Source organism: Rhizobium sp. CG5, from assembly GCF_023701945.1.
Taxonomy (GTDB): Bacteria; Pseudomonadota; Alphaproteobacteria; order Rhizobiales; family Rhizobiaceae; genus Allorhizobium.
Map to the genome: position 1 here is coordinate 301,015 of NZ_JABAEF010000001.1, position 22,661 is coordinate 323,675.

At 60.3% G+C, this 22,661-nt stretch carries 33 protein-coding genes and 1 tRNA gene; 31 read left to right on the top strand and 3 right to left on the bottom strand.

Annotated elements, in window-relative coordinates; genetic code table 11:
• The first annotated feature begins 1 nt into the window (after window position 1).
• The 22 genes from HGO38_RS01450 (at window position 2) to HGO38_RS01555 (ending at window position 16,389) form a co-directional block, all read left to right on the top strand.
• Window positions 2–1,408, top strand: coding sequence for a phage major capsid protein (locus HGO38_RS01450; RefSeq protein ID WP_250954144.1), 1,407 nt, complete (start codon window positions 2–4; stop codon window positions 1,406–1,408).
• A gap of 77 nt (window positions 1,409–1,485) precedes the next feature.
• Entirely contained in the window at window positions 1,486–1,923 is a 438-nt protein-coding gene (locus tag HGO38_RS01455; RefSeq protein WP_250954145.1) for a hypothetical protein, read from the top strand.
• A gap of 62 nt (window positions 1,924–1,985) precedes the next feature.
• The gene (locus HGO38_RS01460; protein ID WP_250954146.1) at window positions 1,986–2,255 is read left to right on the top strand and encodes a hypothetical protein; all 270 of its coding nucleotides are present in this window, start codon (window positions 1,986–1,988) and stop codon (window positions 2,253–2,255) included.
• A 1-nt stretch (window position 2,256) separates the two neighbouring features.
• Window positions 2,257–2,868 (top strand): head-tail connector protein, encoded by a 612-nt coding sequence (locus tag HGO38_RS01465; RefSeq protein WP_250954147.1) that lies wholly within the window; start codon window positions 2,257–2,259, stop codon window positions 2,866–2,868.
• 62 nt (window positions 2,869–2,930) lie between these two features.
• Complete coding sequence (locus HGO38_RS01470; protein ID WP_250954148.1) at window positions 2,931–3,083, top strand: hypothetical protein; 153 nt, start codon at window positions 2,931–2,933, stop codon at window positions 3,081–3,083.
• Window positions 3,073–3,417 (top strand): phage head closure protein, encoded by a 345-nt coding sequence (locus tag HGO38_RS01475; RefSeq protein WP_250954149.1) that lies wholly within the window; start codon window positions 3,073–3,075, stop codon window positions 3,415–3,417. The genes HGO38_RS01470 and HGO38_RS01475 overlap by 11 nt, the downstream gene beginning before the upstream one ends.
• Window positions 3,414–3,872 carry an HK97-gp10 family putative phage morphogenesis protein gene (locus HGO38_RS01480; RefSeq protein ID WP_250954150.1) on the top strand — a complete coding sequence of 153 codons (459 nt, stop codon included), beginning with the start codon at window positions 3,414–3,416 and terminating at the stop codon, window positions 3,870–3,872. The genes HGO38_RS01475 and HGO38_RS01480 overlap by 4 nt, the downstream gene beginning before the upstream one ends.
• Entirely contained in the window at window positions 3,872–4,261 is a 390-nt protein-coding gene (locus tag HGO38_RS01485) for a DUF3168 domain-containing protein (RefSeq protein ID WP_250954495.1), read from the top strand. The genes HGO38_RS01480 and HGO38_RS01485 overlap by 1 nt, the downstream gene beginning before the upstream one ends.
• Before the next feature lie 40 nt (window positions 4,262–4,301).
• Window positions 4,302–4,754: a phage tail tube protein gene (locus HGO38_RS01490; protein WP_250954151.1), complete on the top strand. Its 453-nt coding sequence runs from the start codon at window positions 4,302–4,304 to the stop codon at window positions 4,752–4,754.
• Window positions 4,754–5,170, top strand: a complete 417-nt coding sequence (locus HGO38_RS01495) for a gene transfer agent family protein (RefSeq protein WP_250954152.1) — start codon at window positions 4,754–4,756, stop codon at window positions 5,168–5,170. Before HGO38_RS01490 ends, HGO38_RS01495 begins: the two co-directional genes overlap by 1 nt.
• On the top strand, window positions 5,170–5,319 hold the full coding sequence (locus HGO38_RS01500; RefSeq protein ID WP_250954153.1) for a hypothetical protein: 150 nt from the start codon (window positions 5,170–5,172) through the stop codon (window positions 5,317–5,319). The genes HGO38_RS01495 and HGO38_RS01500 overlap by 1 nt, the downstream gene beginning before the upstream one ends.
• Window positions 5,319–7,367: a tape measure protein gene (locus tag HGO38_RS01505; protein ID WP_250954154.1), complete on the top strand. Its 2,049-nt coding sequence runs from the start codon at window positions 5,319–5,321 to the stop codon at window positions 7,365–7,367. Before HGO38_RS01500 ends, HGO38_RS01505 begins: the two co-directional genes overlap by 1 nt.
• A 2-nt stretch (window positions 7,368–7,369) precedes the next feature.
• Entirely contained in the window at window positions 7,370–8,011 is a 642-nt protein-coding gene (locus HGO38_RS01510) for a hypothetical protein (RefSeq protein ID WP_250954155.1), read from the top strand.
• A 355-nt stretch (window positions 8,012–8,366) separates the two neighbouring features.
• Window positions 8,367–9,143 (top strand): hypothetical protein, encoded by a 777-nt coding sequence (locus HGO38_RS01515; protein WP_250954156.1) that lies wholly within the window; start codon window positions 8,367–8,369, stop codon window positions 9,141–9,143.
• Window positions 9,144–9,267: 124 nt separating this feature from the next.
• On the top strand, window positions 9,268–9,894 hold the full coding sequence (locus tag HGO38_RS01520; RefSeq protein WP_250954157.1) for a hypothetical protein: 627 nt from the start codon (window positions 9,268–9,270) through the stop codon (window positions 9,892–9,894).
• On the top strand, window positions 9,891–10,319 hold the full coding sequence (locus tag HGO38_RS01525) for a DUF6950 family protein (protein WP_250954158.1): 429 nt from the start codon (window positions 9,891–9,893) through the stop codon (window positions 10,317–10,319). Before HGO38_RS01520 ends, HGO38_RS01525 begins: the two co-directional genes overlap by 4 nt.
• Window positions 10,319–13,144: a phage tail protein gene (locus HGO38_RS01530; RefSeq protein ID WP_250954159.1), complete on the top strand. Its 2,826-nt coding sequence runs from the start codon at window positions 10,319–10,321 to the stop codon at window positions 13,142–13,144. Before HGO38_RS01525 ends, HGO38_RS01530 begins: the two co-directional genes overlap by 1 nt.
• Window positions 13,141–14,655, top strand: a complete 1,515-nt coding sequence (locus HGO38_RS01535) for a hypothetical protein (RefSeq protein ID WP_250954160.1) — start codon at window positions 13,141–13,143, stop codon at window positions 14,653–14,655. Before HGO38_RS01530 ends, HGO38_RS01535 begins: the two co-directional genes overlap by 4 nt.
• Window positions 14,656–14,666: 11 nt before the next feature.
• The gene (locus HGO38_RS01540; RefSeq protein ID WP_250954161.1) at window positions 14,667–14,885 is read left to right on the top strand and encodes a hypothetical protein; all 219 of its coding nucleotides are present in this window, start codon (window positions 14,667–14,669) and stop codon (window positions 14,883–14,885) included.
• Window positions 14,885–15,733 carry a hypothetical protein gene (locus HGO38_RS01545; protein ID WP_250954162.1) on the top strand — a complete coding sequence of 283 codons (849 nt, stop codon included), beginning with the start codon at window positions 14,885–14,887 and terminating at the stop codon, window positions 15,731–15,733. Before HGO38_RS01540 ends, HGO38_RS01545 begins: the two co-directional genes overlap by 1 nt.
• Before the next feature lie 15 nt (window positions 15,734–15,748).
• The gene (locus HGO38_RS01550) at window positions 15,749–16,054 is read left to right on the top strand and encodes a hypothetical protein (RefSeq protein ID WP_250954163.1); all 306 of its coding nucleotides are present in this window, start codon (window positions 15,749–15,751) and stop codon (window positions 16,052–16,054) included.
• Window positions 16,055–16,056: 2 nt separating this feature from the next.
• A complete protein-coding gene (locus HGO38_RS01555) occupies window positions 16,057–16,389 on the top strand; it encodes a hypothetical protein (RefSeq protein ID WP_250954164.1) in 333 nt (110 codons plus the stop codon).
• Here the strand turns inward: HGO38_RS01555 and HGO38_RS01560 are convergent.
• Window positions 16,386–16,973 (bottom strand): hypothetical protein, encoded by a 588-nt coding sequence (locus HGO38_RS01560; RefSeq protein ID WP_250954165.1) that lies wholly within the window; start codon window positions 16,971–16,973, stop codon window positions 16,386–16,388. The two genes, HGO38_RS01555 and HGO38_RS01560, sit on opposite strands and share 4 nt — an antisense overlap.
• A gap of 100 nt (window positions 16,974–17,073) precedes the next feature.
• Between HGO38_RS01560 and HGO38_RS01565 the strand changes: the two genes are divergently transcribed.
• The 7 genes from HGO38_RS01565 to HGO38_RS01595 all read left to right on the top strand — a co-directional run bounded on the left by HGO38_RS01565 (window position 17,074) and on the right by HGO38_RS01595 (window position 20,912).
• A complete protein-coding gene (locus HGO38_RS01565) occupies window positions 17,074–17,775 on the top strand; it encodes an NlpC/P60 family protein (protein WP_250954166.1) in 702 nt (233 codons plus the stop codon).
• Window positions 17,772–18,017 carry a hypothetical protein gene (locus HGO38_RS01570; RefSeq protein WP_250954167.1) on the top strand — a complete coding sequence of 82 codons (246 nt, stop codon included), beginning with the start codon at window positions 17,772–17,774 and terminating at the stop codon, window positions 18,015–18,017. Before HGO38_RS01565 ends, HGO38_RS01570 begins: the two co-directional genes overlap by 4 nt.
• Window positions 18,014–18,394, top strand: coding sequence for a hypothetical protein (locus HGO38_RS01575; protein ID WP_250954168.1), 381 nt, complete (start codon window positions 18,014–18,016; stop codon window positions 18,392–18,394). Before HGO38_RS01570 ends, HGO38_RS01575 begins: the two co-directional genes overlap by 4 nt.
• A gap of 49 nt (window positions 18,395–18,443) precedes the next feature.
• Complete coding sequence (locus tag HGO38_RS01580; protein ID WP_250954169.1) at window positions 18,444–18,593, top strand: hypothetical protein; 150 nt, start codon at window positions 18,444–18,446, stop codon at window positions 18,591–18,593.
• Window positions 18,593–20,170, top strand: coding sequence for a hypothetical protein (locus HGO38_RS01585; protein WP_250954170.1), 1,578 nt, complete (start codon window positions 18,593–18,595; stop codon window positions 20,168–20,170). The genes HGO38_RS01580 and HGO38_RS01585 overlap by 1 nt, the downstream gene beginning before the upstream one ends.
• Before the next feature lie 30 nt (window positions 20,171–20,200).
• Window positions 20,201–20,509, top strand: a complete 309-nt coding sequence (locus HGO38_RS01590) for a ubiquitination-like system serine protease family protein (RefSeq protein ID WP_250954171.1) — start codon at window positions 20,201–20,203, stop codon at window positions 20,507–20,509.
• A 187-nt stretch (window positions 20,510–20,696) separates the two neighbouring features.
• Window positions 20,697–20,912: a hypothetical protein gene (locus tag HGO38_RS01595; protein WP_250954172.1), complete on the top strand. Its 216-nt coding sequence runs from the start codon at window positions 20,697–20,699 to the stop codon at window positions 20,910–20,912.
• Between the two features lie 28 nt (window positions 20,913–20,940).
• Here HGO38_RS01595 and HGO38_RS01600 read toward each other — a convergent pair whose 3' ends face one another.
• Window positions 20,941–21,165 carry a hypothetical protein gene (locus HGO38_RS01600; RefSeq protein ID WP_250954173.1) on the bottom strand — a complete coding sequence of 75 codons (225 nt, stop codon included), beginning with the start codon at window positions 21,163–21,165 and terminating at the stop codon, window positions 20,941–20,943.
• A gap of 34 nt (window positions 21,166–21,199) precedes the next feature.
• On the opposite strand from HGO38_RS01600, the gene HGO38_RS01605 reads away from it, so the two are divergent.
• Window positions 21,200–21,535 carry a hypothetical protein gene (locus HGO38_RS01605; RefSeq protein ID WP_250954174.1) on the top strand — a complete coding sequence of 112 codons (336 nt, stop codon included), beginning with the start codon at window positions 21,200–21,202 and terminating at the stop codon, window positions 21,533–21,535.
• A 98-nt stretch (window positions 21,536–21,633) separates the two neighbouring features.
• Here the strand turns inward: HGO38_RS01605 and HGO38_RS01610 are convergent.
• A tRNA-Cys gene (locus HGO38_RS01610) sits at window positions 21,634–21,707 on the bottom strand.
• 246 nt (window positions 21,708–21,953) lie between these two features.
• Between HGO38_RS01610 and HGO38_RS01615 the strand changes: the two genes are divergently transcribed.
• Window positions 21,954–22,625, top strand: a complete 672-nt coding sequence (locus HGO38_RS01615) for a protein-L-isoaspartate O-methyltransferase family protein (protein ID WP_502941479.1) — start codon at window positions 21,954–21,956, stop codon at window positions 22,623–22,625.
• Window positions 22,626–22,661: the final 36 nt, after the last annotated feature.

A 22,661-nucleotide genomic window follows, 5' to 3' on the forward strand; every position in this document is an offset into this window, starting at 1 on the left:
GATGAAGTATCATCATATTCTGGCGCTCGGCGCCGTTCTCTTCGTATGCGCGCTGGCTGCCCTGATCGTCACGGCACCGAGCGTTCACGCGGCGGTTGCCTGGGTCAATGACCCGCCCTCCGTGTCGTTCCTGGCATCGTGCCTGGCACCTGGCCTCAACTATCGTGCCCGCGGCATTATCGGCGTTCGCGCCGAAGGCGACACGGCGGCCATCTTTGCCGAACTGAAAAAGACAGTCGAGGCCTTCAAGGAAGCTAACGAGGCCGAACTGAAGGGCATCAAGGATAAGTTCGCCGATGTTGTGCAGACCGAGAAGGTCGACAAGATCAATGCCGATATCAGTAAGCTGACCAAGGCGCTCGACGATCTGAACGCGTTCAAGGCGGCAATCGAGCTTGGCGGCGGCGGTGGCGATGCGCTTAATCCTGCAGCGCAGGAACACTCGCAGGCCTGGAACAAGTGGTTCCGCAAGGGCGTCGACAACGGGCTGTCCGACCTTGAGGTCAAGGCGGCGCTTACCACACAATCCGATCCGGACGGCGGGTTCCTGGTGCCGAAGGAAGTCGAGACGACGATCGACCGGGTGCTTGGCACCATATCGGTCATGCGCCAGCTGGCGACCGTCATGCCGATCGGTACCGACACCTATACCAAGTTCGTCAGTATGGGCGGCGCGACGGCCGGTTGGGTTGGCGAGGAAGAGTCGCGGCCGGAGACTGCAACACCGACGCTGCGCGAGATCGTGCTGACCGTGATGGAAATGTATGCCTATCCGTTCACCACACAGAAAATGCTGGACGACGGCATCATCGATATCGCCGCGTGGCTTGCCGATGAAGTGCAGACGACCTTCGCCGAGATGGAAGGGGCGGCCTATGTCGCCGGCGACGGCGTGAAAAAGCCGCGGGGAATTCTGTCCTATCCGACCATTGCCAACACTTCCTGGTCGTGGGGCAAGCTCGGCTTTACCGTCTCGGGCGGTGCTGCCGGCTTTGCATCGACTGCGCCTGCGGATGCGCTGATGGATCTCCACTTCTCGCTGAAACAAGGCATGCGCAATGGCGCCTCCTGGCTGATGAGCAATGCATCCATGGGCACGGTGCGCAAGATGAAGGACGGCGACGGCAACTATCTCTGGGCGCCTCCCAGCGACAAGGCCGACGTTGCCACCATTCTCGGCAAGCCGGTCTATACCGACGACAACATGCCGGCGATCGGCGCAGGGACCTTCCCGATCGCCTTCGGTGACTTCCGTCGTGGCTACATGATTGCCGATCGCATCGGCATCCGTGTGCTGCGCAATCCCTATGCCGTCGTCGGCAAGGTCGGTTTCTACACGACCAAGGGGGTTGGTGGCGGTGTCACGAATTTCGAGGCGATCAAGCTGCTGAAGATCGCCGCTTCCTGATCCGGACGCATGAGCCACGATGCCGGCCCGCGACAGGCCGGCATTCTTCTCCATCCATTTTTGAAAGGACAGGTCCCATGAAGGATCTCCATTCGCATATCACGATCGTCTCGGCGATCGGCAATGTCGTGCTGGCGGCGGACAATACGCCGGTGGCGATCGACCTGCAGGGTTACGACTCGGCCGAAGTGGTGCTTTCGATCGGCATCGGCGGCATCACCTTTTCCGGTACCAACAAGATCGAATTCAAGCTGACCCATTCCGACGACAACACGACCTATACCGACGTGACGACGGCGGACATGCTCGGCGTGACGGTCTCGGCCAGCGGCATCATCAAGTCGCTGGTGGCGGCCCATGCGGCGGCGGCGGTCTATCGCTACGGCTACAAGGGCGGCAAGCGGTATCTGATGCTGCTGGCCGACTTCTCTGGCACCCATGGCACCGGCACGCCGATCGCCGCCAATGTCATCAAAGGCAACGGCGCCGACAATCCGCAGGCTGCCCAGGCCTGACGGCTGCGACACTGCCCGGCTGGTTTGCCGGCCGGGCGATCCTTTGAGGAAGGACAGATATCATGGCGAATTTTGACGAGTTTACCGGAACCCTGCAAAGCCTCGGGCGTAAGGGATCGATGATCAATTATTCCGGGGGCGATGTTGCTCTGGCGGCCAGCGTCAAGGCCGTCGTGGTCTGCGATGGCGGCAATGTCGTCTATCGGCCGCGCCTTGAGGCGAGCGCGCAGATCACCATGACGGGGCTTTCGGTTGGGCAGTTCCTGCCGCACGTGCCGGGGACCATCATCCAGAGCGGCACGACGGCCGTGCTGTGCACGGTCGAGGACTGACATGCATCGCCCTTTCCTGGTCACAGCCCCCGCTACACTGCCCGTGACCGTCGAAGAGGCGATGCGGCATTGCCGGATTGCTGCAAACGAAGATGACGCGGCGGAAACATCCGATATTACTGACCTATTGACCGGATATATCGGGGCGGCTGTCAATCACCTGGACGGCTGGGCCGGCATTCTCGGTAGTTGCATGGTCAGCCAGGTCTGGCGGCAGGATTTCGATCGGTTTTCAAAATGCCTTGACCTGCCGCTCGGGCCGGTGATCAGCATCGACGGCGTGACCTGGCGCAACAGTGCCGGGCAAGTCGCGACGGTGGCTGCGGAAAGCTACAGCCTGCGGACCTCGGGCGGCGGCATGAGCTATTGCCGCTTTGTCGATGCGTTCTCGCTGCCCTCCGATCTCTATGAGGTCGGCGGGGTCAGCGTGACCTATACGGCAGGCTATGCCGATGGGGCAGTGCCCCGCGCGATCCGGCAGGCAATCTTGCTGATGGTCGGGACATGGTTTGAAAATCGCGAAGAGGCTGTTGTGGGGGTTTCTGCGGCATCTCTCCCGAATGCCGTCGCGGTTGATCGGCTGATCGCGCCATTCCGCAAAACGGGCCTCTGACCATGCCGCGCGTTCGGTTTGTTGCCGACTTTGATTTCTCGCCGGCGGCGCGGGGTGGGCGGGTGACGATTGCGTATCGGGCCGGCGTGGTAGCCAATGTCACGCGGGAATGTGCTGGTCTCGCCGGGGCGCTTGGGCGGATCGAGGATGTGACGGCGGGGGTTAATGACCTCCCTGATGCCGACAGTGTAGAGGCTTCCATCGATGGCGAATAATGGTGCGGGTCAGCTGAAGAACAGGGTTGCCTTCGACAAGCGCGGCACGGGGTCCGATGGCGCCGGCGGGACGACGACGGTGTTTGTCGAGCAGTTCCGCCGGGCGGCAGGCTTCACCCATCTGCGCGGTGGAGAGACGGTTCTGGCGGCGCGGTTGGCAGGTCAGCATACGATCGTTGTCCGTGTCCGCTCCGACAGCCTGACGCGCACGGTGACCGTTGGCTGGCAGGTTCGCGACCTGGCGAACGGAACGGTTTACGCGGTCCGCGATATCGAGGTCGAAGACAATCGCGCCTTCATCAGCGTGACCTGCCAGAGTGGCGCAGCATCATGAAATTCAGAGGTCTGGATCGGCTCAAGCGGACGATCGCCGCCATGCCGAAGGAAACGCGCGACGAGATCCGCAAGGGGCTCGACGAGGGCGCCTCGGAAATGGTCGCGGTGGCGAAGGCCTTGGCGCCGCGCGATAGCGGCGACCTGGTCAACAGCATCGACAAGACCTTCGGCGATTATCGCCCTGACAATGCCAATGTGCGCGGCGTTGGCGCGGGCGGCGGCGGCCATGACCTGGCGGTGACGATCCATGCCGGAGACCGAAAGGCCTGGTATGCCTCGCTGGTGGAATTCGGTACGGCGCCACATGTCAACAAGGGCCTGTTTGCAGGAACGCAGCACCCCGGAACGGCTGCGCAGCCGTATTTCTTTCCGGCCTATCGGCTGACCCGCAAGCGGATGAAAGCGAAGCTGTCGCGCGCCATGCGCCGGGCAATCAAGAAGGCGGTCTCGTGATGGTTGGTGCAGAGGTGCAGAGGGCCATTTTTGCCGCGCTCACCGCGGCCGATGTTGCCGGCGACAGGATCTATGACCAGCCGCCGGAAGATGCGGTTTTTCCCTATGTGACGATCGGCGACGAGCAGGTTCTGGACGATGGCACAAGCTGCGGCGATGCCTGGGAGGTCTATGCCGATGTGCACGGCTGGTCGCGGCCAGCGACAGGTTCGAAGATCGAGGTCAAGGATCTGCGGGCGGCGATCGTTGCTGCTGTCACCGGAATTTCGACTGTTTCAGGATTTTCCCTGATCAGCGTGTCGGTCGATACATCCCGCACAAGGCGCGATCCGGACGGCCTGACCGAACACGATATCACCACGTTCAAATTTCTGCTGAACGGCCTCTGACCCTCTCACAATCCATCCCTCTCAAAACAGGAGTACGACCATGGCCCCCATCAAGGGATTGAAGGGCGAAAGCCTGCTGGTGCAGATCGGCGACGGCGCATCGCCGACCGAAGTTTTCGCCCATGACTGCCTGATCAATGCCGAGCGCGGCATCCAGTTCTCGGCCGACACGACGGACGACACATTGCCGGATTGCGATGCGCCCGGTGATCCGGGCTGGAAGGAAACCCTGAAAGACGGGCTTTCCGCGACGGTGACCGGCGGCGGCAAGCTGCATACCTCTTCCGTCGCCGACTGGTATGCGTGGTTCGATAGCGACGACAGTCGCAATTGCCGGGTCAAGGTGGATGCGTCGGCGGCCAATGGCGGCGGCTATTGGGCCGGAGCCTTCAAGCTGACGAATTTCGAAGTGACCGGCGAGCGCAAGCAATATGCAACGTCCAGCGTCACGCTGGTTTCGTCCGGCCCTGTCACCTGGGTGGACGCCACCTGATGTCGCGCCACGGGCTGATCACCATGCCGTGGGCGGATGGAACCTATTCCTTCCGCCTCGGCCTCGACGAGATGGAAGAGATCGAAGAGCGGTTCGATCGTTCCATTTTCGATATTTCGGACGCGCTGCGCAACCGCACGGCCAAATCATCGGAAATCCTGCATGTGCTGCGGATCGGCCTGATCGGCGGTGGCACGAAGCCTGTCGACGCGCTTGCCCTGACGCGGCGCTATGTCGACCAGCGCCCGCTTGAGGAAAACAGGGATGCTGCCTATGCCGTCTGCCTTGCTGCACAATTGCGCGTGCATGCGGCCGAAGTGGAGGCGGCGGCAACCGAAGATGATGCGGGGGAGGGCGGGGCGGCAAAGGGCGAGCCCGGCTCGATTTTGCCGCCATCCACGGAAACGCCGTCCTGATGGGAATCCAGGATGTCGGCACGCTTTCGCTCGGTCAATGGGTGGCGGTCTGCCGGATCTGGAACAAGGCGCAGGGTGGTGGCCAAAGTGCTGCGCCAAGCGACGATGAATTCGAGAAGGCCGTTCTGGCCGCACGGGGTGTCCACTGATGGCTGTCAGCGAGGAACGGCTTGTCGCTATTCTCGAAGCCCGTATCCGGGATTACGAGAAGAACCTCGCCAAGGCGCTCAAAACCACCAACCAGCAGTTCAACAAAATCGAAACGCGCGGCAAGCAGCTCGAGGCGCGCATGGCGCAGATCGGCGGCAATACGGCGGCACGGTTCGCGGCGGGCCTCGGCGGTGCCATTTCCTTGCGCGCCGCACAGCAGTTGATCGATGCGGCCACACGTATCCAGAACTCCCTCAAGGTGGCGGGGCTGGAGGGGGAGGAGCTCTCCAAGGTCTACGACGCGCTATTCGCATCGGCGCAACGCAATGCCGCACCGATCGAAGATCTTGTCACGCTCTATAGCCGTGCTTCGCAGTCTGCTGCTGACTTGGGCGCCAGTCAGACCGAACTTCTGAAGTTCACTGACAATGTCGCGCTTTCCCTTCGTGTTGGCGGCAAGTCTGCTCAGGAGGCATCCGGCGCATTGCTCCAGCTTAGCCAGGTGCTTGGCGGCGGCGTTGTTCAGGCAGAAGAGTATAATTCGCTCATCGACGGTGCGCAGCCGTTGCTTCAGGCTGTTGCGGCCGGCCTGAAAGAGGCGGGCGGTTCCGTGTCTGCCCTCACTCGTTTGGTGAAGGATGGAAAGGTCTCCAGCCAAGCATTCTTCCGCGCCTTTGAGGCTGGTGCCGGCATCCTCGAAACAAAGGTAGCCGGTTCTGAAGATGCAATCAGTCAGCGCTTTGTCAGGCTGCAAAATGTCCTGATTGATGCGGCCGGGAAGATCGATGATGCGACGGGCGCAAGCGGACGGCTTGGCTCGGCAATCGAAGACCTGGCGGGGATCATCTCGGGATTTGGTGATGGCATCGCAGCCGTTGCTGAAAGCGACGTCGGCGCATTCATCGGCAAGATTTACGAGGCATATGAGGCCGCGCGAGACTTCAAGAACTTCATGGGCGGATGGGTCGGAACGCTTGCCGAGATGGGTAAACTGACCAACGATGCCTTTAAGGGCCTTCCGTTGGGCACCACGACCAGCAGTACGTACATCCAGTCGCGTATTGATCAGGCCTTTGCGGGGGATCCTGCGGCGCCCAAGACCGGCAGATTGCCCGCATCAACTGCAAGTTCTGTGACCCCTGTTTCGATCACGGATTACAAGGTTCCTTCGAAATCCGGTAGCGGCAAAGGCAAGGCTGACAAGCTGGACAGCTATGAACGCGAAATCCAGCAGATCGAAGAGCGGACGGCGGCCCTGCAGGCGGAAACCGCAGCACAGGCGGGTATCAATCCGCTTATCGAAGACTACGGATATGCGGTCGAGAAGGCCAAGGCCAGTTCGGACCTTTTGAATGCGGCCAAGCGGGCCGGGATTGCGATCACGCCGGAGCTGGAAGCCAGCATCGGCGCGCTGGCCGAAGGCTATGCGCAGGCCAGTGTCGAAGCGCAGAAGCTGGCCAAGTCGCAGGACCAGGCCCGCGAAAGCGCTGAAGAGCTGCGCAGCACCGCCAAGGACGTGTTCGGCAGCTTTATCGACGATCTGAAGAACGGGACGTCTCTTGCCGACAGCCTGACCAATGCCCTGTCGCGGGTTGGCGACAAGCTGATCGAGATCGGGCTGAACAGCCTGTTCAGCGGTACGGGCACGGGCGCCACGGGCGGGCTGTTCGGCGGGGCGATCATTCCCGGCATCCTGCATTCCGGCGGGACGGCCGGCAAGGATGGCTATGGACATGGCCGCTCTGTTTCGCCATCGACCTTTGCCGGCGCGCGGCGATACCATTCGGGCGGCGTGGCCGGCCTGAAGTCCGGCGAAGTGCCGGCGATTCTGCAGCGGGGTGAGGTGGTTCTGCCGCGCAATACCAAGACCTCCGGCGGCGGGTCATCATCGACGACGATCGAGATGAAAATCGATGTGACCGGCGCCCGCGGCAATTCAGAGATCGAGGACATGGTGTCATCTGGCGTTTCCAAAGGCCTTGCCGGCTATGACAAGATTCTGCCTGACAGGGTCGCGCAGATCAGCCGTAACCCCAACAAGAGGTGAGCATGTTTTCTCTGGCGCAATTCTTCAACCAGCTGGACCTGCTGCCGATGCGCTGGGATATCCGGCGCAATGACGAAACATCGGGTACCGGCGGCGGGACGATCATCACCGCTGAACTGGCGGATCCCCTGTGGACCGCAGAGATCAAGTTTCGCCGCATGCGATCGACGCGGGCGGAGCAGATGGCGGCCCTGGTGCGCAAGCTGCGCGGATCGCAGGAGACGTTTCTGTTTTCCAACCCCTTTATCTGTGGCCCGCAGGCCGATCCGGACGGGACGATCCTCGGTGCATCGACCGTGACGGTGGCAGCCGTCGGCAGCGACTATACGACCATCAGCCTGGAGGGCCTGCCGACGAGCTACAAGATCACGCTCGGTGACAAAATCCAGATCGTCTACGGGGATAGCCCCGTGAGGTATGCTTTCCTGGAAGCATCAGCCAACAAGACCGCGAGCGGCGCCGGCGTGTCCGGCTCCTTTGCCGTCTTTCCGAATGTGCCGGTCGGCGTGGCTGAGGGTGATGCGGTGACGCTGGTCAATCCTGCCGCCCGATGCATCATGGTGCCGGGGTCTCACAATGTCGGAACGGCCAGCGGCAGCGTGACTGACGGCCAATCCTTCCAGATCATCCAGAAGAAAATATAGGTGGAGCTATAAACTTGCGACGTTTTAATCTCATCATCGACTGGCTACCTCCTGAGTTCCTGGCGCACGTTGGCCGAAGAAACCGATTTAAAGTGCAGGGGGTGGACCCGCTCCTCCAAACGCGAAGAGCCCGTTTCAAGGTTCTGTGGATTTGCCCATTCTATAAGGAGCGGGTGAGAAAATGGGAGACCGAGCGCCCCGTGAAGGAAGGTCAAAAACTCTCGGCAAGATATACGCTTCGAGTGCCGTTAAACTATGGACGCGGCCTGAAGTTCAGACTCCTTATGAGGCAGTCAAGAATTAGACGCTTTTCTGAACATCAGCGCGGTTATCACAAGTGGTGGGAGGATCTGGCATGACTCCGCTAAGCTTGAAAATCGCCCGAGACTCAACCCTACCATCTAGCGAACGCCGGTTCCGCGACAAAGCCAAACTTGCTCAGCATCTTGGAGAGGCTCAATACTTTGAGTTGACTGAAGTGTATGAGGCCATGGTTTCGCTATCTGCCGACGTTGCAAGGCAGCTGCGACAGGGGAAGTTCGCCGAGCTTGCATTCCTCCCCGCTCCGGTTACTTGGCTGGAGTGGAGTGGACCACACGCCCGTATCGCCTGGGTGCTTGTTGACCGCCAGAAATCGGCAGATGTTTACGTCGTAGGCGGCGACATTGAGACTAGGTTCGCGATGACAATCCCGCTCAGAGATCAGTTATTGGCGCGAGGTCACGAAGATTTGATGATCATGGAAGACCGGCAGGATCATCTGCGCATTGGTTTTTTTGGCGATCATTACCCTTTCATCCTGGCGGCGCTGGCGATGATTAATACACCGCGAGTGATAGGTAGAAAGCAACACATGCCGCACAGGGGCCTTGAGAGGAAGCTACTGAAAAGTCGTCAAAACATTGGCAAATTTCCTCTTCGAGCATGGACCGAGATCAAGCTAGCCATCACGCCTCCACAAGACTTGAGCAATGCCGCGTCCATTGAGGCTCACTACACCGGCACGCGCGCACTGCATTTTTGCCGAGCACATCTCAGAATACGGCGCGGTCAAATTGAGGTGGTCCGAGGCCATTGGCGGGGAGACGCTTCTCTCGGCATAAAGCGTAGTCGTTACAAATTGGTCTCGTAAGAGCGCCCGTTCGCCCGGCCCGCTCCGAGCTTTGATCCACTGCACGGACCGGGCGAACTACTCTTGGAGCAAGGAGCTTCAATGTGCCAATCCCACATTCTAATCCGGATAGCCAAATAATACGATGAAGAACATTTCGACAGGGTTTCTTGCTGCCTTGGTCGCGGCGCGCGAGGACGGGATTGTTCCGCGGCGGCTGGTTTATATCACGGCGAAGGACCGGGAGACCGGGGATCCGGTCGAAGTGGGGATCTGGACCGGCGACGACGACGTCAATATTCCTGTTCTGTCCGGCCTGACCGGTACGGAAGAGACGCGGACCTATTATGGCGGGCTCAATCTTTCGGTTGGCGAAATTCCGCGGGTGTCGGATCTGACAACCCAGACCGTCACCATCGAGATGAGCCAGATTGCCGAGATCACGCAATTGCTGGTGCGTGGCTATGACGTGCGGCTGGCCAAGGTCGAGATCCATGACCTGCTGCTTGACCCGCGTTCGCGCATGCCTGTGGCGCCGGCCGAGATCGCCTTCCTGGGCGAGGTGGACGGTGCGCCGATCGATACGCCGGCGGCGGGTAGCGATGGCAAGATCACGCTCAATGTCGTCTCCGATGCCATCTCCATGCTATCGCGCACCAATCCCGCCAAATCGTCCTATCAAGGCCAGAAGCGGCGCAGCGATGACCGGTGGGGACGTTACAAGGGGACGGTCGGGAATTGGGAATTGCCGTGGGGGCAAAAGGCGACATGAGCGATCTGATCCGACTGCCGGACTGGCGGGCGCGTTTCGACGCCCAATGCGACCGGATGCGGTTGCAGCCCTTCTCCTGGGCGGACAATGATTGCGCCATCGGTCTTGCCGGCAACCTGGTGCTGGCGCTGACCGGCGTTGATGTGGTCGCCGCCTATCGCGGCCGCTATTCGACGCGGGTCGGGGCGATCCGCTGTTTGCGTGGCTCCGGCTTTGCAACGCTTGGCGACCTGGTCGCCTCGCTGCTACCGGAACATGCCCATGCCAGCATGGCGCGGGTCGGCGATATCGTGGCGCTGCCCGATGACGGCCCGTTCAGCCATGGGCTCGGCGTCGTCAACGGCGAACGGGTCTTTGTTTTGACGGATGCCGGGTTCGGCACGGTGGACCGGGCGCAAGCGGTCCGGGCTTTCAAGGTCGGCTGATGAACCTCAAAAAGTATCTGATCTGCAGCACGGCGTTTTTCCTCGCCGGTGCGACGACAGCCAGTGCCGGCCCGCTCGCGGCCGCGATTCCGGCCATTTTCGGGCTGACCGGTTTTGCGGCTGGCGTGGTGCAGGTGCTTGTCGGCCTGGCGATCTCCTATGGGGTTACGCTGATCCAGCAGGCGCAGGCCGACGACACGACGCAACAGAGCGGTGTCACCGTCACGACGCAGTTTGGCGACGACCAGCCGGTGACCGCCATCCTTGGCCGCTATGCGACGGCCGGCGTGCGCGCCTATGCTGGTACCTGGGGGGCGGCCGGCAAGACGCCGAATGCCTATCTGGTCGACGTGGTCGAGCTTGGCAATCTGCCGGTCACCGGGCTTGGCGATGTCTGGATCAATGATTCCAAGGTCACCCTGCTGACGGCGGAAGAACATGCCGACATGGGTTTTCCAGTCGAGGAATTCCGGGAAGACGGCAAGGATTATCTGTGGGTCAAGTTTTATGACGGCACGCAAACGACGGCTGATGCCTACCTGACCACGCGCTTTGGCGACGATGAAGACCGGCCGTTCGAAGCCGACATGGTCGGGTTCGGCTGCCCTTATGCGATCATCACGGCGCGCTACAATACCGAGCTGCATAGCTCGGCGCCCTCCTGCCTGTTCGAGATGGACGGCATCCCGCTCTACGATATCCGCAAGGATTCGACCAACGGTGGCTCTGGCGCCCATCGCTGGAACAACAAGGCGACCTGGGAGCACAGTGATAATCCGATCGTGCAGATCTATAATATCGCGCGCGGCATCACCTATGATGGCGTGTGGTTCTATGGTGGGCAGAACCTGCCGGTGTTTCGGTTGCCGTCTTCAGCCTGGATTGCGGCGGCCAATGAATGCGATACGGATATCTCTTTGTCCGGTGGCGGCACCGAGCCGCGCTTCAGGTCGGGATACCAGATCAGCGGCGATGAAAAGCCGCTCGATGCGATCAAGAAGATCGCCAAATCCGCCAATGCCCGGCTTGCCGAGGTCGGCGGGATCTTCAAGCCCTTGGTCGGCTCACCTGGATCGGCCATCTATGCCTTTACTGACGACGATATCCTAATCACCGAGGGGCAGAGCTTCGATCCGTTTCCAACCCTTGACGACACGGTGAACGGCATCGAGGCGACCTATCCAGAGCCGCGCGAGCGCTGGGCGATGAAGGATGCGCCGGCGCGCTACAATTCGACGCTGGAAAGCGAGGATGGCGATCGGCGGCTGCCAGCGAGCGTGACCTTCGAGGCCTGTCCTTACTCAAAGCAGGTGCAGCGGTTGATGCGCGCCATGCTGGAAGAAGCGCGCCGGTTTCGCACTCATCAGTTCTACCTGCCGCCGGATGCCTATGCGCTGGAGCCGAACGATGTCGTGTCCTGGTCGTCGGCACGCAATGGCTATTCCAACAAGAAGTTCCTGGTGACTCCTATCACTGGGCAGATCACCATGAACCAGCTGGTGGTTTTAAAGGAAATTGACCCGTCCGACTATGGCTGGTCGAGCGATTTTGAGCTACCGACGTCCTATGGATGGACCGGGACCATCGTCTCGCCGCCGCAAGGGGTGACGGGCTGGACCGTGGCACCGGCGACGATCTATGACGCCAGCGGCAATCCGCGGCGTCCGACGATCCAGATCAGTTGCGCCAGCGATCAGGACGACGTGAAGAAAGTCCGGGTGCGGGTAAGGTTGGCGTCCAGCGGTGATGTGGTATTCGACAGCGATTCCATTGTCTATGGAGATCCCTATAGCTGGAAACTTAACGGCACATTCCTGCCGAATGCAGACTACGAGGTGCAGGGGAAATTCATTCCTTATTCCAATCGCCGCACGACCTGGTCGTCGTGGCTGTCCGTCACCACACCGAATGTCAGGCTGACCGACGAAGATGTGTTCGTCGATGTGGATCTGAGCGGCCTCGATGAGCTGATCGAAGACGCCACGGACTGGATCCGGGGCGGGGTGCGCGAGGCAATCGAGACGGCGCGCGAAGCGATCAGCGCTTTGACTGATGCGGATTCCGGGGCGTTCCTGGACCGGCAGGAATTGCGGCGCGAGCTGGTGTCGCGGTCGGGCGAGATCACCGCGTCCTATACAGAGGCGATCACCGCCGCCACGGGGCCGACATCTGCGCTGGTCGGTCGGGTGGAGTCGCTGGAAGCGACCATTCCGTCACTGGCGACGGTGACCGTCGTCTCGGCGATCGCAGCCCGTGTCACGACGACAGAGGGCAATATTACCGCCTATGGTGTGCGGCTCGACGACATCGAGGCGACAATTCCGGGACTTGCTACCGCCAGCGCGGTTTCGACGCTTTCGGCGCAGGTGACATTGATCGATGGCGAGGTGAGCACGCTTGCCGATGCCATTACCTCCGTCACGGCCGGCTCGGTGGATGGCAATGTCGCGACTGCCAATTTCCGGATGACGGCGGAGGGGTCGCCGGGGTCGGGCTATGCGGCACGGATCGGCATGGAGGTGAGGTCGGGCGGATCCGGCACATGGCGCGGCGCTTCCTTGTTTCTGGATGTGCCGACCAGCACGAGCGGTCTTTCCCGCATCGTGATGATGGCCGACCAGGTGATCATGACGAACTCGGAGGGCACGTTGAGAAGGCCATTCACCTATTCTGGTGGTGTGCTTTATCTCGACAATGTCAGGGCCAATAACCTTGCCTCCATCTCGGCCGATCTCGGCACAGTGACGGCGGGAAGGATCGAAAGTACCGATGGCACCACCTTGGTCATCGACCTGGACGATGGCACGATCGTGATATCCTCATGACGAAAACCCTTATTGGCAAGGACAGCGACGGCGTCGGCTGCATCAAGATCACGAAGGGCACCTATAACCCTGTGACGACGCCGGACAGTCAGGCCTACAAATTCTATTACAACTCGAAATGGGCCGCAGATGTGAAGGTGCAGGGCGTTCTGGTGCGCCCGACGAATACGACGCCCGGACCTTTCTACTCTCCGACAGGTTCGGGCTGGAAGTACTGGCACTCCTATTACGGCGATGTCCAGATGGAGATTTTCAAGAAGAGCTATTTCGACGGGGTGATCTATAATTTTCCGCTGTTCGATATAAAGACTGTCGATTCCGAGACGGGCCGCTATGTCAATGGATCGATCGGCCTGGAGACAACCGGCTACGCTGGCGGGCGCGATCGCGCCGGGCAATGGTTTTTGCGCAATTACAAATCGACCGGGTGGCTCGCAGCAGACGCGACCTATAGCTTCAGCGGCTATTTTGCCGCCACCGTGACGCCAAGCGAGCCGAGCATTCTACTCAGGAACACCGCGGAAGACCGGCTCGTCGTCTGGCGGTTGCCGGGAGACAATACGGATATCCAGAACGGGACAGAGCAAAGTGCCGTGTCCGGCCACCAGCAAGTACGGCTCAGCGCCACGGAATGCAAGGTATCCAAGCCTGGCTTTGACGTGCGTTATGCCACCGCGACACAACTGGCCTTCGACGCCTCCGATGTGCCGGCGAAGATCGTCGCCGCCGATGACATTTCCATTCCGGAGGGAACTTCGTATTACGAGACGGGGGTCAGCCTGCCGGAGAATACGGTGGTCGACCTGCATTTCTACCAGAGCGGAGGAAATATTATTTACCCGAGCCCTCCGCTGAATGTCGAATTCGGTGCGGCCTATTGGGTGGACGGTACGAAGATCCGGTTTGCCAATGCCAACGCGGCGTGCCGGGCGCGGTTCCTGGTGATTGCCGCCGATACGGAAGGACCGACAAGCGGCACCAACAAGGTGCTGCGGCAATTCACCAGTGGCGGCGAAAATGTCGTCCAGTTCCTGCGACCTGGCGCCGGCAGTAGCCCAAGCTTCGCCGACATCGTCATCGACAGCCGATGGCCCTGCCTGCAGATCGTCAAGGAAGGGTATTTCAGCGTGTCTGTCGGCGACGACCTGACCCACATGGTGACCTATGATGCCAGCGGCATGTTCACCTTCGTCAAATACATGACGGTGCATGGGTCGGGGTCCTATTTCGCGACCGGCTCTCTGGAGGTCGACTTTACCAAGCGCGTGCGCGTGCCGACGACGGGCAAGTGCGCTTACTATAATGGCGGATGGCAGGGCTACGCGGACACCGGTAACTCCAGCTATTGCGTCTATGACAATGACTCGGCGGTGTTCCACACGTTTAGGGGTAATCCGGTCCGGAAATATTACCGGGATACAGAGGACTACGACAACAACGTTGTCACCGTGGATTATGACCCGTCGCCGATCGTCGGCATCCGCTACTACATCTTCGGCATTGCCGCCTAAAAGGAAACGCCATGACTGAACCATCGGCAGACGGCCAGACCGTGCGCATCAGTGCGACTGCGGCCCTTCGCGAATCCGAGCTGCGGGAGCAGATCCTAAAGCAGCGCTGCGCCATCCTGGCCTCGGCGGTCGACGAGATGGCTTTGGAACTGCAGCGCATCCAAGACGATGTGATGCGCCTGCAGTCGGAGAACGCCCGGCTGAAGGCCGATAAAGAGGAGACGGACTGATGGCGCTTCCGACTTACTATTCCACTGGCACAGCCTCGGTCGCCAATGCCGGGACGGCCGTGACGGGATCCGGAACAAGCTGGCTCAATGTGCTGCAGCCCGGCGACCTGTTTGGGACGCACAAGGGTCTCCCGATCCGCATCGCCAGCGTCAATAGCAATACGTCGCTGACCCTGGCGCATATCTGGCCCGGTACGACACAATCGGGCGAGGCTTATGAGATCCAGCTGACGCCGCGCTCGGTCGGCGTCCAGGAAGCGACCCGGCAATTGCTGGAGCAGCTGGCCAATGGCAATCTTTCCGCGATCGCCGGCCTGACGACGGCCGCCGACAAGGTGGCCTATTATACCGGAGCCGGAGTGGCTGCGCTGGCCACCTTGACGGCACATGCCCGCGCGCTCCTTGAACTGAGCGGCGGGGCCGGGAAATTTATCCGATCGACTGGCACATCGACGGCCGTCATGCAGAATATCGTGGGCACGGTTTCGCAAAGCTCGGGAACGCCAACTGGGGCGATTGTCGAGAGGGGCAGCAATAGCAACGGCGAATATGCACGCTTTGCTGATGGAACGCAGATCTGCACTTCGCCGGCCTTCACTGGGGATATCAGCCTGTCCTCTGGGTCTGTTTACCGAGCATCAAGCGCCTCAGACGGGTTCGCGCAATGGACTTTTCCGGCGCCATTTGTCGGCTCTCCAAGTGTGTCGCCTAGTGGACAAAACAACTCCGCATCTCATTGGATCTCTGTCCGCACGATCAGCGCAACCCAAGCGGCGCTCAATATGTGGGCCCCAGCATCGAGCACATCAAGAAATGCTAGTGCGATTGCCGTTGGCCGATGGTTTTAAGAAAAGGATCGTACGATGCAAATATCACTGAGTCCGCAGCGCAGGGACGACGGATTGGCCATCCACAAGATGGGCGATATTCTCACGGTCAACGGCGCGACGTTCGACTTCACGAATCTGCCCGATGGCGCGACCATTCCCGCAGGGGAGATCCCGTGCGCATGGATCGTCGGGCCGGTGGAGCGGGTTTCCGGGTCGCTGCATCTGACGCTGATCCTGCCGCACGGGCCGGCACCTTTGCCATCGGTGGCATTTCCCGAGCCGATCATCGATCCACCGGACGGCATTGTCCTGCTGCCGACCGCAACCGGAGAGGCATGACCATGACGTGGACCGTATCGCAAGCGACCATCATCACGGCTGAGCAGAAGCAAGCTACCGCCCGCGCTGCCCTGATCAACGCCTATTCCGCGGCGATCCAGGCGCATATGGACGCGACTGCGAAAGAGCGTCTGTATGACGGTATCCAAACCGCTGTCAGCTATCGCGATGATCCGAACCCGCAGTTTGCCGCAGAGGCCAACGCGCTGTTCACATGGCGCTCGGCAGTCTGGACCTATGCCACGACAGAACTGGACGCGGTCCTGGCGGGAACGCGGGCGCAGCCGTCGATCGAGGCATTCGTGGCGGAGCTGCCGGGATTTACCTGGCCCTAGAAGCGGATGCCAATCACGGTGCGAAGATTGACCTGATCGAGATCCATGTAATCCGGCTTGGTGAAGTGGCGAGCCTCAATATCCAGTCGCATGAAGGTGCGGGAAAAATCGTATTGCAGGCCGGCGCCAAAGCTCAAGGTGGGAGAGTTTATCACGTTAACATCAGTGCTTTGCACGCCGAAGAAATTGTACCATTCCCCCGTGGTGGCGAGATGGGACAGGCCGACCCCTGCAAATGAAAAGGCGGACAATGACCCGAACCTTCGGCCAAACCGAAGGGAGACTTCAGCCGCGATCCGTTCCCTTACTGTCTCGCGATAACTTATGGCAGGATCGTCATACTGCAGGATCGTCGGATCGTTCAGGCCGAATCTCAGTGATGCTTCAGGGGCAATAAAATAGCCGCCATCCAGGTCAAATTCCTTGCCGATCACTATCCCGGCGGATAGCGGCGAAAATTCATCGTACCAACTTTCCAAGTTAGTCAATGCGCCGCCGCTGAAAGACCCACCGACATAGACGTCATCGGCTTCTGCCGGCAGAGCCCAGGCCAGAATGGCCGCCACCATTGCATGCTTGCGCATAATCTTACCACCCAATCGTTGTGCGCGTCACAATGCCAGATCGCCGTATCGCGTCAAGATGGCGGAACGTACTCCTCACTCTCCACAAAAGGACATCATCATGAAAACCACTCTGGATATCCAGAAGCGGTTGGCGGAGCTGGGCTTGGATCCCGGCCCGGTCGACGGCATTCGCGGGCGGATGACGATTAATGCGGTCAAGCGGTTTCAGACGCTCAATCACCTCGAGGTGGATGGCATTGTCGGGCCGGCTACGCTGCGTGCGCTTTTCGGCGGGGCAATGGTCAAGCCATCAGAAAGCCCTGATGTGGCGCCCTGGATGGACGTGGCGCTGCGGATGAAGGGGCTGCATGAGCGGCGCGAGAATGCCAGCCTGCGGGAGTTCCTGAAAAGCGACGGCGGCACGGTGGGTGATCCAGCCAAGGTGCCGTGGTGCGGGGATTTCGTGCAGACCTGCCTGGCGCTGGCCATGCCCGACGAGCCGCTGCCTGCCAACCCTTATGCCGCGATCAACTGGCTGACATTCGGCAAGGCCGTCGCGCCGCGGCGTGGCGCCGTGCTGATCTTCTGGCGCGGATCGCCTGATGGCTGGCAGGGACATATCGGCTTCTACATGGCCGAAGATGCCACGCATTTCCATGTGCTGGGCGGCAACCAGGCCGACAGCATCACCGTGTCGCGCATTGCCAAGACGCGGCTGCGCAAAGACGGCTGCCGCTGGCCGGGTTCGGCGATCGACACGGACGCTGGCGCCGTGCTGGCGGACGGGTCAGCGCTGTTCGAGACCCGGAACGAGGCGTGATCATGGAGCGAGGCTGGAAATATCGGCGGCTGATGGTGTTCACGATCATCATTTCCTGCCTGGGCATGCTGTTTGCCGCGCTGATGATCGGCGGCAATGACATGGTGGTGCTGGCTGTGGTGCAGGCGGCCCTGGGGATCATCATCGTGGTGGCCGGCGGCTATCTCGGCTTTGCTTCCTGGGACGACAAGAACAAGGCGCGCGAGATCCTTGATGGGATCCGGCGGGAGGGGCAGCCGTGATCGCGGCGATCTGGACACTGATCGGCGGATGGCGCGGGGCGCTGGTGCTGGCGGCGATCGTCGCCGGCGCGGTCTGGCACCTTGCCGCCGTCTCGGAGGCGCGGCAGGCCGGCGCTTTGTCGGAACGGCTGGTCTGGCAGGAAAAGCAGCGGCGCGAGGACATCAAGCGCGAGGCTGAGCGCCAGGTGGCGCAAGGGGCGATCGATGCGGCCGAGACGAAGATGATCAACGCCATGACCGAAACGGCCATTGCCGAGGCCGACCTTGATACCGAGCTGAAAAAGGAGAAGACCCGCAATGACGCAAAAACTGGTGGTGCTTGCCAGCCTGATCTGCCTGACGGGGTGCGAGACGCTCTCAACCGTATCGGCCGTTGATACGCGCCCGAAACTGGCCACGGCCTCACCGTCGGTCAAGGTCGGTTGCGTGGATCCTGTGCTGATCCCCAAGGGGGTTGGCCAGGATGATCAATGGCGGCTGTGGGGGCAGGACCGCCGGGCGCTGGCCGACTGCAAACAGCGCGATGCCGCCAAGGCGGCGGTGATCGCGGCATTCGAAACGCAAGGGGCACGCTGATGTCATTCGAGTTTGGATTTCGATACGGAGTGGGTGCCGCCCTGAATAAGGGTGTGCGGCCGATCGACCTGATGGGGTATTATTTCGCGTCAAGCCGGTTTCGCACTCCCTCGAATGTTGGAGCGGTTCCGGCCGGTCTCGAATATCAGATCTCGGTTTTCGAATTTTACTCGCCACCCTATGCCTGCAATCATTTCCGGATCGCGTTGCCCGCGCACTATACCGCTCAGTCATCTGCCGGGATGTTCGCAGCGCCCAATGACGTGCATTTCGAGGGGGTTCATCTTCAGGCGTTTCAAGGGTCTTGGCAGGATAAGACGGCGACCCTTAATGGACAGTCATCCTTCACCATGACACCTGGCGTCGGCGCTTTTTTGGATGACGTCATTTTTACAACCGACGTGCCCGCGAATAGCCGCATGCAGATCCGGCTTGCCTATTATGTTGCCGCTGGCGCGCAGATGATCGTCAGTATTCCGCCGTCGCAAGCGACGGCACAAACCGCGCCGTTTAGGACTGTGGCGAGTGTAGAGGCCTGTGTCGGCGGGGCGTCATCGCTGGCATCTCAATTGACCGCTAGCACAAAACCGACCGGGACCGATGCTCGGATTAGCGGCGCTGGATATTGCCCGGCCTTCGTCGTGGCCAAGCCAACAAGCCCATTGGATCGACCTGTCTGGCTGCATAACGGCGATAGTAAGACCTGGGGCAAAAATGAAAACGAGGTCTATCTCGCCACGAAATATCTCTCTATGGGCTTTGTCCAACGCACCTTTGATGATGATATTGCATCGCGCAGAATGCCCTGCTGCATCATGAGCGTGCCCGGCATGGGCGCGTCTGAGATCTATCCGGCAAGCGACCAGTCGTACAAGCTGCAGCTGATGCAGTTGGTGCCAAATCGGCCCTATACTCACCTAAGCACAGATCACTACAACAATAGCGGCGTTCTGGATGCCAACTATCGATCGTTCTTCACGGGCTATTTTGCAATGCTGCGCCAGCTCAGCCGCCATTGGGGCAATGCGGCCGCACCGCTCTACCATTTCGATATCATCCCACGTCCTGGCTCCAGCAACTGGGCGACGACGCTTGGCGGACAAAACCCGACGACCAACGGCGATAACTACCCAACCGGCTATCGCTGGCAATTTGCCGACGACCTGGCGTCGGGGTATTTTTCGGATATCGCCGGGGTGTTTCCGACCCGCGATTATTACTCGTACGACCTGACGACCAACCGCGACAAGACCAAGTTGAGCACTGCGACCTATACGCTGGCCGCAAATTACACCTCAGGCGCAACAACGATCAGCCTCACGACGGCGCCGCCGTATGACACGATGCTTGTGCTCAACGCCGCATCATCGAGCGGCGCAACGTGGGTGCGCGGCATCAGCGGATCGGGACCGTATACCGTGACCCTGCGGCAAGGCGTTACTGTTTCGGGGCTTAATTCCGGGGCGGTGATCGGGACAACCTATGTTGGCGATCAGGTAGGCCTGCATCCCGCGCCGCAGGGCCACGAGCTGATCGCGCAGGCGGCGATTGCTTACAAGCAAGCGACGTTCGGTTAACCCCACACCCTCACATAAAAAGGAAGTGTCATGAGCGAAGTCTCGACCTCGCCAGTTGCAGCCGTGCATCTGGAAAAGACTGCCTTCCATGAAGAGCGGAAGGCCGGCAGCTTCATGATCGGCGATGTCGACAGCGATGGCGAAACTTCGTTCTGGTATTGCTGTCCTTGCCCTTGCGGTCGCATCGGACTGCTCAATGTGGGCAAGAATTTCAAGCCCGCCGATGGTCCGTCCTGGGAGTGGAACGGCTCGCTCGACGCGCCAACGCTGATGCCGAGTGTCCATCATGTTGGTCACTGGCACGGTTGGCTGCAAGACGGTGTGTGGAAGTCATGCTGACAAGCCTGGAGCCCAAGTCTGAAACTGAAAAACAGGTGGACGATTTAGCGATGCTAGTCCGCAAACTCGTCCGCTACATACCTGAAGACCAGCAAATCAGGGCGCAAGCGCTGGACTACTTGAAGCGGAAGAACCTTATGGGTAGTCCGCTGCGATCCCCCACACCCTAAGAACAAAAGGAATCATCATGACCGAAGATCAGATCAAACACATGGTCAACCGCTTCCTCGCTTGGAAGCTTCCCGAGGAATTCAACCCGGACGGCGGCATCAGTTTCAAGCGGAGGTTCAACGAACACACCGCCCATCCCATGAAGCATGAGCCATCTGGAACCAACCTGCTCGACGCAACGCAGGCTCAGGCGATGGTGCGGCATATGCTCGACGGGCTTCCCCAAGGCTGACCCCACACCCTAAGAACATGTGGGGGTGTCACCCGAACCGGCCGCCCTGGCCGGAGCTGGCGGCGCCGGAGATATAGATCTGCACCTGGCTGCCGCAATCACGGCATTTGAACCGGGCGTTGATGTAGACCCGTGTCGGCTCGATCGCGGTCAGGTCTATGTCGCGATAGGCCTCGCAGGCCGCGCAATGGCCGGCCATCGTCATGCGGTTCTCGACCAGTGCGCCGAAGGTGTCGTCTGGATATTTCCCCATCGTGCTCGAATTCCTCTTCAATACAGGAGCAATCATGACAGCTGCCGAGATCCTTGAATTTTTAGGCATCAAGACAAGTGTCCTGGTTGCGGGTCTATCGGGCGGGGTTTTGCGGGCAATGTCGCGCCGCCGCTACAAGATTCGCGAAATGGTGGCATCGCCGATCTGCGGCGCGCTGGCAGCGGCGTACCTAACCTCGCCATCCGTGCACTACCTGAACGCTGTGCGCTGGCCTTTGCCGGCAGATGGGATAGCAGCCGAACATGCGACCGCATTTCTGATCGGCGTGTCGGCGATGTGGATCTCTGACATCCTATTTGAATTCTTGGTACGGAGAGTCAAGGGAGATGAGTTTGGGGGTGACAGGTGAACAGATTGCCACACCTCACGCGGCGGTACGGTTCCGACTGCCACACCTGATGAAATATCACAACAATTTCAAAGGCTTATTTTTGGAAATAAAGGGAATGGAGGCCTCGCCCGGAATCGAACCGGGGTGCAAGGATTTGCAGTCCTCTGCGTCACCACTCCGCCACGAGGCCATTCCGATAGTCAAAAGCGAGCGGTGACGGGCGTTTAGAACGGATCAAGGTTGAGCGCAAGGGGCTTCGTTCTCTGCCGCCAGTTTTTTTCCCGAAGCGGCCTGCCGTTTGACCGTTATACAGCGTTTTCGTCGATTTTAGCGGAAGCGATGCGGGAAGCCTTGAAAGGCGCTGCGGCTGCAATTAAGACACCTAGACGATTGCAATCCGGCGTGAGATCGGCCGGCTGGTATTGGGACGACAAAAATGATGGACTTCGAAGCAGCACGCCAAAAGATGGTCGACAGCCAGATCCGCACGACCGATGTGACGTCGTATTCGGTTCTCACCGCGTTCTTGACGGTGCCGCGCGAGGCTTTCGTGCCGGCAAACCTGAAGCAACTCGCTTATATCGATGAAGACCTGCAGATTGCGCCGGCCGCGAACGGGTTTCCGCCGCGCTATCTGATGGAGCCGTCGCCGCTGGCCAAGCTTCTGCAGCTGGCAGAAATCGGCAGGGACGACGTGGTTCTGGAAATCGGCTGTGGCGGCGGATATACGGCCGCCTTGCTGTCGCTGCTGGCCGGCTCGGTCGTCGCAGTCGAATGCGACGAACAACTGGCCGCCAAGGCAAGCGCCACCCTTTCCGAGCTCGGCTATGACAATGTCGCTGTCGTGACGGGCAGCCTGGAAGCCGGCTATGCCGACGAGGCCCCTTACGACCTGATCTTCGTCAACGGTGCCGTGGAATCGGTTCCCGAAAGCCTACTGGGCCAGTTGCGCGAAGGCGGCCGGCTGGTTGCCGTGGTCGGTTACGGTCATGCGGCGCGCGCCAAGGTGTTCGAGCGGTCCGGCGGCACGACCTCGCAGAGCGCCTTCTTCAATGCCGCGGTCAAGCCGCTTCCAGGCTTCCGCCAGGCGGCCGAATTCGTCTTCTGAGCGCTGCCGTTTCATCGTCAAAGGGTTGAACCACGG

Bases quoted from the DNA above. Each gene is read 5' to 3' on its own strand.
- HGO38_RS01560 (WP_250954165.1), bottom strand. From the start codon at position 16,973: ATGCGCAAGCATGCAATGGTGGCGGCCATTCTGGCCTGGGCTCTGCCG.
- HGO38_RS01530 (WP_250954159.1), top strand. From the start codon at position 10,319: ATGAACCTCAAAAAGTATCTGATCTGCAGCACGGCGTTTTTCCTCGCC.
- HGO38_RS01515 (WP_250954156.1), top strand. From the start codon at position 8,367: ATGACTCCGCTAAGCTTGAAAATCGCCCGAGACTCAACCCTACCATCT.
- HGO38_RS01605 (WP_250954174.1), top strand. From the start codon at position 21,200: ATGACAGCTGCCGAGATCCTTGAATTTTTAGGCATCAAGACAAGTGTC.
- HGO38_RS01510 (WP_250954155.1), top strand. From the start codon at position 7,370: ATGTTTTCTCTGGCGCAATTCTTCAACCAGCTGGACCTGCTGCCGATG.
- HGO38_RS01615 (WP_502941479.1), top strand. From the start codon at position 21,954: ATGATGGACTTCGAAGCAGCACGCCAAAAGATGGTCGACAGCCAGATC.
- HGO38_RS01585 (WP_250954170.1), top strand. From the start codon at position 18,593: ATGTCATTCGAGTTTGGATTTCGATACGGAGTGGGTGCCGCCCTGAAT.
- HGO38_RS01475 (WP_250954149.1), top strand. From the start codon at position 3,073: ATGGCGAATAATGGTGCGGGTCAGCTGAAGAACAGGGTTGCCTTCGAC.
- HGO38_RS01505 (WP_250954154.1), top strand. From the start codon at position 5,319: ATGGCTGTCAGCGAGGAACGGCTTGTCGCTATTCTCGAAGCCCGTATC.
- HGO38_RS01535 (WP_250954160.1), top strand. From the start codon at position 13,141: ATGACGAAAACCCTTATTGGCAAGGACAGCGACGGCGTCGGCTGCATC.
- HGO38_RS01465 (WP_250954147.1), top strand. From the start codon at position 2,257: ATGCATCGCCCTTTCCTGGTCACAGCCCCCGCTACACTGCCCGTGACC.
- HGO38_RS01590 (WP_250954171.1), top strand. From the start codon at position 20,201: ATGAGCGAAGTCTCGACCTCGCCAGTTGCAGCCGTGCATCTGGAAAAG.
- HGO38_RS01540 (WP_250954161.1), top strand. From the start codon at position 14,667: ATGACTGAACCATCGGCAGACGGCCAGACCGTGCGCATCAGTGCGACT.
- HGO38_RS01595 (WP_250954172.1), top strand. From the start codon at position 20,697: ATGACCGAAGATCAGATCAAACACATGGTCAACCGCTTCCTCGCTTGG.
- HGO38_RS01485 (WP_250954495.1), top strand. From the start codon at position 3,872: ATGGTTGGTGCAGAGGTGCAGAGGGCCATTTTTGCCGCGCTCACCGCG.
- HGO38_RS01550 (WP_250954163.1), top strand. From the start codon at position 15,749: ATGCAAATATCACTGAGTCCGCAGCGCAGGGACGACGGATTGGCCATC.
- HGO38_RS01480 (WP_250954150.1), top strand. From the start codon at position 3,414: ATGAAATTCAGAGGTCTGGATCGGCTCAAGCGGACGATCGCCGCCATG.
- HGO38_RS01495 (WP_250954152.1), top strand. From the start codon at position 4,754: ATGTCGCGCCACGGGCTGATCACCATGCCGTGGGCGGATGGAACCTAT.
- HGO38_RS01490 (WP_250954151.1), top strand. From the start codon at position 4,302: ATGGCCCCCATCAAGGGATTGAAGGGCGAAAGCCTGCTGGTGCAGATC.
- HGO38_RS01455 (WP_250954145.1), top strand. From the start codon at position 1,486: ATGAAGGATCTCCATTCGCATATCACGATCGTCTCGGCGATCGGCAAT.
- HGO38_RS01565 (WP_250954166.1), top strand. From the start codon at position 17,074: ATGAAAACCACTCTGGATATCCAGAAGCGGTTGGCGGAGCTGGGCTTG.
- HGO38_RS01520 (WP_250954157.1), top strand. From the start codon at position 9,268: ATGAAGAACATTTCGACAGGGTTTCTTGCTGCCTTGGTCGCGGCGCGC.
- HGO38_RS01525 (WP_250954158.1), top strand. From the start codon at position 9,891: ATGAGCGATCTGATCCGACTGCCGGACTGGCGGGCGCGTTTCGACGCC.
- HGO38_RS01500 (WP_250954153.1), top strand. From the start codon at position 5,170: ATGGGAATCCAGGATGTCGGCACGCTTTCGCTCGGTCAATGGGTGGCG.
- HGO38_RS01460 (WP_250954146.1), top strand. From the start codon at position 1,986: ATGGCGAATTTTGACGAGTTTACCGGAACCCTGCAAAGCCTCGGGCGT.
- HGO38_RS01600 (WP_250954173.1), bottom strand. From the start codon at position 21,165: ATGGGGAAATATCCAGACGACACCTTCGGCGCACTGGTCGAGAACCGC.
- HGO38_RS01555 (WP_250954164.1), top strand. From the start codon at position 16,057: ATGACGTGGACCGTATCGCAAGCGACCATCATCACGGCTGAGCAGAAG.
- HGO38_RS01450 (WP_250954144.1), top strand. From the start codon at position 2: ATGAAGTATCATCATATTCTGGCGCTCGGCGCCGTTCTCTTCGTATGC.
- HGO38_RS01545 (WP_250954162.1), top strand. From the start codon at position 14,885: ATGGCGCTTCCGACTTACTATTCCACTGGCACAGCCTCGGTCGCCAAT.